This window comes from Rhizobium sp. SVR5-2C (assembly GCF_056755115.1).
Genome location: NZ_JBNDHT010000253.1, coordinates 1 through 4406, shown reverse-complemented (window position 1 = coordinate 4406; position 4406 = coordinate 1). Strand labels below are relative to the sequence as shown.

3 protein-coding genes and 2 pseudogenes are annotated in these 4406 nt (G+C 56.7%); 3 read left to right on the top strand and 2 right to left on the bottom strand.

From position 1 onward, the window contains the following. Together ACPYOI_RS35130 and arfA are read left to right on the top strand one after the other, a co-directional pair. A partial coding sequence (locus ACPYOI_RS35130) for an ABC transporter ATP-binding protein (RefSeq protein WP_481424068.1) occupies positions 1 to 427 on the top strand: 427 nt, incomplete at its 5' end. 50 nt (positions 428 to 477) lie between these two features. Next, a complete protein-coding gene (gene arfA / locus ACPYOI_RS35125; protein WP_168833128.1) occupies positions 478 to 2040 on the top strand; it encodes an arabinosylfuranosidase ArfA in 1563 nt (520 codons plus the stop codon). On the opposite strand, the gene ACPYOI_RS35120 is transcribed toward arfA, so the two are convergent. Beyond that, positions 2037 to 2966 (bottom strand): ArsR/SmtB family transcription factor, encoded by a 930-nt coding sequence (locus tag ACPYOI_RS35120; RefSeq protein ID WP_481416492.1) that lies wholly within the window; start codon positions 2964 to 2966, stop codon positions 2037 to 2039. The two genes, arfA and ACPYOI_RS35120, sit on opposite strands and share 4 nt — an antisense overlap. A 256-nt stretch (positions 2967 to 3222) precedes the next feature. Here ACPYOI_RS35120 and ACPYOI_RS35115 point away from each other — a divergent pair. Further along, positions 3223 to 3711 (top strand): annotated as a pseudogene (locus ACPYOI_RS35115) (IS6 family transposase); the annotation flags it as partial. A gap of 112 nt (positions 3712 to 3823) precedes the next feature. On the opposite strand, the pseudogene ACPYOI_RS35110 reads toward ACPYOI_RS35115, so the two are convergent. After that, positions 3824 to 4406 (bottom strand): annotated as a pseudogene (locus tag ACPYOI_RS35110) (transposase); the annotation flags it as partial.

Sequence of the window (4406 nt, the reverse complement as noted above, 5' to 3'; positions counted from 1 at the left end):
GTCCGGCGGCCAGCTTCAGCGCGTTGCCGTCGCCCGGGCTTTGATATCGGGGCCTTCGCTCATCCTGGCCGACGAACCGGTATCAATGGTGGATGCCTCGCTCCGGATGTCCATCGTCAACTTGTTCAAGACCCTGCGCGACGACCTAAAGGTCTCGATCATCTACATCACCCACGATCTCGCTACCGCCTACTCCATCAGCGATCGCATCATGATCATGCAGAAGGGGCAGGTGGTCGAAAGCGGCTCCGCCAGGGAAGTGCTCGACAATCCCACACATCCCTATTCGCAACTGCTCAAGAGTTCAGTGCTCTCGCCCGATCCTTTGGGAAAAGGCGTACTCACCGGCTCCAGTGTCGCAACGCGACAAGCGCGCGATGCCCCGTCGCACGACCGCGCTCCTCTGAATCCTGTCCACCTCGAATAGGGGCGGCATGATCATCCCTCAGTTGTTCAACCTAAGATCGGTATCGTCTCATGCTCACAGCTAAAGTGCGTTTCGACAGAGACTTCATCATCGGAGAAACCGACAGGCGCCTGTTCGGCGCCTTCGTCGAGCACCTCGGCCGCTGCGTCTATGGCGGCATCTTCGAGCCGGGGCATCCAAACGCTGACGAGAAAGGTTTTCGCAGGGATGTTCTCGACCTGGTGCGCGAGCTTGCGCCCACCATCATGCGTTATCCGGGCGGCAATTTCGTATCCGGATACAACTGGGAAGAGGGTGTCGGTCCGGTGGGAAAGCGGCCGCGCCGGCTCGACCTTGCCTGGAAATCCATCGAGACGAATGAGTTCGGCACGAACGAATTCCTGGATTGGTGCATGCTTGCCGACATCGAGCCGATGCTGGCGGTCAATCTCGGCACGCGCGGGCCGGACGAGGCGCGTCACTATCTCGAATACTGCAACCATCCGTCGGGAACATTTCTTTCCGATTTGCGTCGCGAGCATGGTTGGGAGAAACCGCATGGTGTGAAGTTCTGGTGCCTCGGTAATGAGATGGACGGCGCCTGGCAGATGGGTGCCAAGACCGCGGAGGAATATGGCCATATCGCCGTCGAAGCGGCAAAACTGATGAAACTCACCGACCCGACGATCGAACTGGCCGCCTGCGGCTCGTCCGGGCGAAAGATGGCGACCTTCGGCGAATGGGAACGGGTCGTGCTCGAGCACACTTTCGACCACGTCGAGTTCATTTCCTTGCATACCTATTTCAACAACTACGCCGACGACACGCCATCCTTCCTTGCCAGCCCAGATCTGATGGACAGCTTCATCGAAGAGGTCGTCGCCATTGCAGACGCAGTAGCGGCGCGCCGCAGATCGCGGAAGCGGATCATGCTGAGTTTCGACGAATGGAACGTCTGGTATCGAACCCGTCGCGGCGAAAAGAACAGAGTGCAGAGCGGCTGGCCGGTCGCGCCCAGCATCCTTGAGGAGCAGTATAACATGCAGGACGCTCTCGTCTTCGGCGGCGCCTGCATCTCGCTGCTCAATCACGCCGATCGCGTGAAGGCGGGCTGCCTTGCCCAATTAGTCAACGCGATCGCACCGATTATGACTGAAACGGGCGGTCCCGCCTGGCGGCAGACGATCTTTTGGCCGTTCGCCGATTTCAGCAATCTCGGCAGAGGCCGTGTCCTAAACGCCCATGTCGAATCGCCCACATACGCAACCCGATACTACGATCCCACTCATACGGAAGAGCTCTATGACACTATTGACGAAGTTCCGTATTTGAAATTCTCCGCCGTTCATTCGCAGAGCGACGGAACGGTGACACTGTTCATCCTGAATAGGCACTTATCAGAAGAAATCGGCATCAGCCTCCACGCAACTGGGTTCGGGACCTTGAGGAAACAGCGTGCGCATCAGCTGCACCATCCAGATCTGCTTGCCGTCAATACGAAGGGAAGGCCAGACGAGGTAAAGCCGATCAACTTCGATGCGATTGAAGGGACCAATGGTGACATTCGGATCACCGTCTCGCCGGCTTCCTGGACAGTCGTCCGTCTTGCATCTTCCCTCTCGGACAATCGTTAATGCTCGAGATAAAGACGCATCACAATATCCTGGTCGTAGTTTCCAAACCCTCGGCCAAATATATTTACGCCGCCTGGATGTCGCGCGTTGGGCTCGATGCCGATCTTCATCCGGATTGAATGGTGCTCGAACAGAGCTAGATCTTCAATCGTCATCTCTGATATTCGGATTCCATCGATGTAGGATCCGCTCTTGTTGATGCGCCACGTCTTGAGCTTGCCATACTGGGAGCCTTCCAGCTTCCACCAGAGAGGCGTGAAGACTCCGCGCTTGTCGCCGAAGTCGCCTGGCGACGTCCAGGTGCCGACACGATGGTCATTGACCCATAGCGTAATGTCAGAGGGCCAGTCTGGATTGGTGCCGGGAACCTCGGACGACAACTCCATCGAGAATTCAAGGATGTCAACACGGGAGTTCAGTAGTTTAGCATTGTTTGGAAACTTATATTCGACGTAACCTCGGCCGAACCAGAGCAAGCCTGCCTGCATTCTGCCGGGATCGAGAAAAAAATTTGGGACATCCAAAAGTCCGATGACGCCGTCCCTCGAACAAAGGCCGCACGGAGCGCTCACCTCAAATCCGGTAAAGAGGCCAAGTGGCATCGCCACCTCGACCTTATTATTTTGACGCTCTTGCGAGTTTACCTGAAACTGGAAAATGATCTCCTCATATTTTGCGGAGCAAATCTTCTGATGACCTTTCCGAGCTTTTATCGAATAGGATTCAATTAGGCCAGCCTGCTCCAATATTTGAATGTTCGTTGCAATTGTCGATTGCGGCAACCCCAAAGCCCTGCTGATTTCGTTGACGTTTAGTTTGCCTCTATCGTGCAGCAGTTGGAGGATGTCCATGCGGACTGGAGAAGCCAGGCCCCTAAGCACCAAAGCGCCGGTTTCGGAGGTTACGGTGAGAAAGTTCGGTTTCATCTGTTATGGCTTCACTTCAAATATTTTTCTATCAGCTTATTTGATACTATCAAGCTCGCGCGCAAGCCGAAAGTTTCGTAATTCTTCGTGGTCGCTGATGTCCCAAGAGCGCTCCAATCTCATCGCGCGGCTTAAGGGAAACCGGACTTTGGATCGCAGGCGGCGGCGTAGAGCTGCGGCCCGCCATGCGCCGGCTTCGAGATCGCAGCCCCCGTCTGGAGGGGATGATGTCACCTTGTCGTGGCTTGACGGTTCCATGATAACCGGTTGGCATGACCAACTAACGCTCAGCGAAAAGAACCATCGTTTTCCGCCATCCATCATCGCCCATGCGGTATGGCTCTAGTTCGGTTTCCGCTGAGCCTGCGTCTTCTCGAGGAAATGCTGCTGGGGCGCGGGATCCCCGTCTCGTATGAAACGATCGGGCAACCGGGAAATTAGGACCTATTACGCAAAGCACTTCGTCGCAGGCAGCCTTCGGCCCAGACATTTGGCATCTAGACGAGGTGGTGATTTCCATTTCGGCAGAAAACACTGGCTCTGGCGTGCCGTGGAGCGGGACGGGTACGTCTTCGATGAAATCGTCCAAGGCGCATGAGATACCAACGCTGCCAAGCAATTGCTCCGGAGACTGCTGAAGAAACAAGGCCTGGCACCCAAGCGGATCATTACCCCCAAACTCCGCTTTGGCGCGGCGACGCGTGAGATCATGCGAATGGTCGAGCAGAGGTCCCACAAAGGTCTTCTGTGGTTGCCGCCCTTGATGCAAGTAGTTTCTAACTTTATGAGCGTGTGATCGAGTGCGGTCTTCTGTCAGGCCTTTTGATTTGCGGCATTGTCAGAAGCCGCTGGCCGGTCGCGACCAGCATCCTCGGTTTCCTTGCCAGCATCCGCGCCAACCACGAACCTTCATCAATCGATCTGCGCCCACGCCAGTTCAGACGCGACATCGCCCCAATGATTAGAAGCCGACGGATATCGACCTGCCCGGCCTTCGAAACACGTCCAAGCCGTTCCTTGCCACCCGACGAGTGTTGCCGTGGCACAAGGCCCAGCTATGCCGCAAAGTCCCGGCCGCGCGCGAAGGTCGCCATTTTCGGCGCGAAGGCCTCAACGGCCAGTGCGGTCAATGGCCAACCCCCGGCATGGTTTGCAGCCGACGCGCCATGTTGGTTCCCCCGGCCAGTTCCCTGGCCTTCCTCGTCTTCGCCGCTATTCGGGCCGTCTTCTCTGCGATCTGCGCCAGAAGGTCCCGGCATTCCTCACGGACAAGCATGGGAAGGTCACTGTCCCGCTCGGCCAGGATTGCCTCGATGCGCTTGAGCTGGACGAGCCCCTGTGGAACGATGTGACCGTATTCGTAGAGTACCGCGCGCAGAGCATTCACCAACTCCGTGCGCTGATGGACAATACGCTCGCGCGCTCGGAACAGTACGGCAT

Coding starts and splice junctions, on each gene's coding strand:
- ACPYOI_RS35120 (WP_481416492.1), bottom strand. CDS start 2,966: ATGAAACCGAACTTTCTCACCGTAACCTCCGAAACCGGCGCTTTGGTG.
- arfA (WP_168833128.1), top strand. CDS start 478: ATGCTCACAGCTAAAGTGCGTTTCGACAGAGACTTCATCATCGGAGAA.